The organism is Streptacidiphilus sp. EB103A, assembly GCF_041261405.1.
Lineage (GTDB): Bacteria > Actinomycetota > Actinomycetes > Streptomycetales > Streptomycetaceae > Streptacidiphilus.
Genome location: NZ_JBGCAQ010000053.1, coordinates 1 through 4278, shown reverse-complemented (window position 1 = coordinate 4278; position 4278 = coordinate 1). Strand labels below are relative to the sequence as shown.

3 protein-coding genes are annotated in these 4278 nt (G+C 66.2%); 2 read left to right on the top strand and 1 reads right to left on the bottom strand.

Annotation, left to right across the window (positions count from 1 at the left end; genetic code table 11):
* Positions 1-312, top strand: a 312-nt coding sequence (locus ABH941_RS40835; protein ID WP_370138568.1) for a hypothetical protein, incomplete at its 5' end; no start/stop codon positions are given.
* 176 nt (positions 313-488) lie between these two features.
* Complete coding sequence (locus ABH941_RS40830) at positions 489-1367, top strand: hypothetical protein (protein ID WP_370138566.1); 879 nt, start codon at positions 489-491, stop codon at positions 1365-1367.
* Positions 1368-1404: 37 nt separating this feature from the next.
* On the opposite strand, the gene ABH941_RS40825 is transcribed toward ABH941_RS40830, so the two are convergent.
* A complete protein-coding gene (locus tag ABH941_RS40825) occupies positions 1405-3819 on the bottom strand; it encodes a Helicase associated domain protein (RefSeq protein WP_370138564.1) in 2415 nt (804 codons plus the stop codon).
* Positions 3820-4278 lie beyond the last annotated feature (459 nt).

Here is a 4278-nt window from a genome sequence, read left to right as displayed (position 1 = left end):
GACCTGCCCCTGCTGGACGCTGACCCGCTGCAGGGCACCGGCCTGCCCCTGCTGGACGCTGACCCGCTGCAGGGCACCGGCCTGCCCCTGCTGGAGCGCTTCGCCGAGGCATGCAAGCTGCGCCCGCCCCAGCCGCCCCGGGTCCGCCCCCGGCGTGGGGCGGCCCGCCGTAATCGGCAGGTTGCTGCGGAGACGGTGTGGCCGTGGTGCACGGCCCACCACCACTACCGGTGGGCCGCGACCGAAGAGATGAACGGCTGCCCACAACCTCCGGTCCATACACGGCCGAGGCGAACGACGCCTGCCCCGTAGGGCTCGCCCTGGGCAACTGGCAGAGTTCGGCGGTGGCATCTGCACTGCGCTCGTTTCCTGGCCGGTGACGGGGCATCAGTGCCAGCGGGCGGGCAAAGCCTTTCACGCCTGGGTCAGGCAGCCGTTTCCGGTAGCTTTTCTCGACGTGTTGGACAGCGACGGCTTCAGGGGTGTGGATGGCACTGACGACCATGGATGGCTGCCGTGCGAAGCTCAGGCGTGCGGAGCGCCATCTGCAGGACTATGAGGACAGCCTCCGCGTATTCAGTGCCACCCATCCGGTGCGGGTCACGGTCGAGCGCAACGTCGCTGAGAAGGCTTTCACCTTCCACGTACATGATGTCGAGCCGTGCGACCCACAGTGGAGTTTGATCATTGGCGACTGTGTTCACAATGCGCGCAGTGCCCTGGACCAGCTCTTCTATCAGTTGACGGTGCAGAGCCTGGGACGTGACCTCACCGAGGGGGAAGAAAAGCAGCCCCAGTTCCCGGTCGCCAAGGACAGGGCTTCGTGGCGGAAGATCGAGAAGAATTACCAGAAACTGGGTGTGGCCGCTGACTACCTGAAGCGGCTTGAGGAGATCCAGCCGTTCAACGGTTGGGACAAGCAGATCTGGGGCCAGCACGAGATGCCTGGCCCTCCCGGGCCCATCGCCTCATACCTGGACGAGCTGACGAAGCTCAACAACGCGGACAAGCACCGGCTGCTCACTCCAGTCTGGTGGGGTGTAGGCCTTGGCGGTCTTCCCCAAGGCTTCGCGGGGCTCGGAGGAACGGGGGGTAGTACCACCGGGGACCCACTCGTTGAGGGCGGGCTCCTTGGTCAGTGGCATTTCGACGCCGCACCTCCGGAGATTCCCGCGGACTTCAAGCCGGAGCTCTACTGGACGTTCCATCCCAGCTTGCGCTTCCCGTACTTCGGCACGAACGTCTCCAGGATCCTGGACAACTGCATCACCGCCGCGCGCATGATCCTCGACATGTTCGAGCCCAGTGTTCTACGCGGTCAGCCGCCCGCCGACCTTCCTTACTGGAATGGCCGCAAAGGGCTGTAGACAGCCAAGGCTGATGCGTCATCTACGGGTGGCAAGTTCAGCACCAGTGGACGCCGAGTTCTTTCAGGGCTGCGAGCTGCTCCGGGGTGAGCTTGTCCCGGCGACTTTTGGTGTTGGAGATCCATACCCCTAGCTTCACGGTCACGTCCTCGACTTCTTCGGTGTGGGTCCTGGGTACGACCAGCGAGCCGGTGCGTTCCTTGTACTGCTGCAGGGCTGCCAGGCCCCGTGTGAAGGCTGTAGAACGGCTCCCAGGGCCCTTCGCGGGCCCCTTCGGCCCCGGCCGCTCCGGTGCGACTGGGGCGGCGTGCGGTTCGACTCCGAGGGCGGTGAGGCGTTCGCGTTGCCTGTCGGTGAGTGCGTGCCAGACCACGGGTTGGCGTTGGCGTTGGAGCCAGCGTCCGATGTCGTGGCCGTGGATGGTCACTCCCGGTTCCAGGTCCACCAGCTCCGCCCCCAGCTCCTGGAGGCACTCGCGGACTCCGGCGTAGTGCCGTTGCCATTCCAGTGGCCAGGTGGGGTTCCAGTCGGGGTCGATCTCCGCCAGCGCGGCCTCGCGCTCGGGCTGGCCGGCCAACGCACCGGGCCGCCGCTGGTTGGAGAGCCATTGCCCTACGGGTCGGTCCAGGGCGGTGGCGGAGCGGGGCGCGGCCAGGGTCTGGTGGTCCGCGAAGTAGGCCCGCGCTGCTGCGAGGTTTTCTGTCCAGGCGTACTGGCCGGCGTCCCAGATCATGCCCAGGCCGTCGAGCTGTTTGACGCGCAGGCCGGTCATCTGGCCGGCTGCGTAGGTCTTTCGCTGCTCGCTGGTCCAGTGGCCCAGTGGGTAGTTGCCTTCCTTGTGGTCGAACACGACCCGCATGTGGCCTTCGCGTTTCTGGAACTGTTGTGCGGCGTTGTATCCGCGTGCCCAGTCGAGGCGTTCGGTGTCGATCACGTTGAAGCTGACCCAGTCCGCGACCATCTTGGGGTCCCGCTGGGTGGCGAAGCGCAGCAGGAGGCGGTTCTCGGGCTGACCTGGCTCGGGCGCGGGGCCGATGTCCCAGGAGGGGTTCACGCTCCGGGTCTGCTCTGCCTGCGGAATTGCCAGCAGCTCGACCGCCTCTTCATCGAATGAGCGCAGAGCGCGCAAAACCGCTACCAGGGGTTTGTAACTACCCGAGGTGAACATGTCCTCGGGCCTTTCACCGGGTCCGAGGAATACCGGCACGATCAGAGAGGCCAGTTTGCCCTCGCCCGGGGTCTGCCGCAGCGCCCGCCCGATGGCCTGGACGATGTCGTGCGGGGCTCCTTTTGGATCAAGGAGGGCAACACTGTCCACGGCTCTGATGTCGACGCCTTCGCCCAGGACACGACAGTTGGAGAGGACCGCACGCCGCGCGCTGCGCCCGAACTCACCCAGTACCTTGCGTCGGCGCTCAGCCGAGTGTTCGCCCTGGAGCCAGTTGGCCCAGATCTTCGAGGGGTACTTCTCCGGGTCGGTGGCGTACAGCTGTGCCGCGACCGCCCCCAGGCCCTCGGCGAAGGCTTGGGCTTCGACGGTCCGATGGTGAAAAGTGATCATGGTCTGGAGGCCGTGCTTGGCGGCGGTGTGGAGCATGGCGGCCTGGAGCGCGCCCATACGCTCCCCGCGCAGCTGCTCCTGGGTGCGTTCGGTGCGCATGAGTCGTTCGGGGGTGACCACGGGGTCGGCCAGTTCCACCACGATGATCTGATACCGCGCTAGCAGACCGCGCTGGACACCTTGGGCGAGGGTCATTTTGTAGATCACGGGGCCGAAGATTTTCTCGTCCGTCATGGATGCGGCCATCTCTTCCGGCAGCCGCTCGTGCCGGTTGCCCTCGCGCGGTTCCCAGGCTGGCAGTGGCCGTTCCATCCAGATTCTGGGCGTAGCGGTGAGGTACAGGCGCCTGGTGGAGGGGATGGTGTTCTGGTCGTGGATCTCCGCCCACGCTTTACCGAGGCTGCCGGACGTTCTGTGTGCTTCGTCGACCACAGCAAGATCCAGAGGGGTCAGTTTTTGGCCGTAGACGCCCTCGAACGCCTCCGCCAGCACGCCCAGCGAGCTGTAGGTGGCGAACATCAGGACCGGCCCGGTGCTGTGCCACAGGGCCAGCTGTGGCGGGCTGGTGGTGCAGCGCACGTCGAGGTCGAACAGCTCAGTGTCGTCCTGGAGGCCGCACACGGCTACGGCTGGCCCGGTGTGTCCGACTTCGCGCCAGGCCCGGACCGTCTGGGTGAGCAGGTCCAGGGTCGGCACCATCACCAGGACCCTGCCGTGGGGCACCAGCCGCAGTGAGGCCGCGGCTGCGGTAATGGTCTTCCCTGACCCGCAGGGGGAGTGGACCTGCGCCCGCAGGCCGTTCGGCGGGATCTTCTTCCCGGGCGGGATGTCGAGTCCCCGGACGATGGCGTCGACTGCCTCGACTTGATGGTCCCTCAATTTCACGGGCATGTGCCGCTTCCCCTTTATCTGACGCGTAGTGGATTTCGACGCCGGGACCGGAGCTACGTCCCCTGGGCTCACTCCAGGGGGTGCCGATGTTTTCCTGACTCTACACAGTGCATCAAAGTGATGCACTTGACTTTGATGAAATCCTGTCAGAGTCTAGCAGCACGTCCGTCACCGAACACTCCTCCCGCCGGAATCGAGCAGACGCAGCGTCACACCGCCCAGTTGCGGGGTCCGGGAGCGAAGCGGACGGACCCAACACATCATCAAGTCGCTGCGAAGCAGCGGCCCATGACGCCAAGCGAAGCGCGGCGTATCCCCTTCCTGTGGCCGAAGCGAAGCGCCGGCCACACGCCCGCGAAGCGGGGCCGTGCTGCAAGCGAAGCGCGCAGCCGCATTCCCGCCGCGAAGCGGCGGGAATCACTTGCACAGCGCGCAGCGCTGTGGTACCCGCTCCGCGGG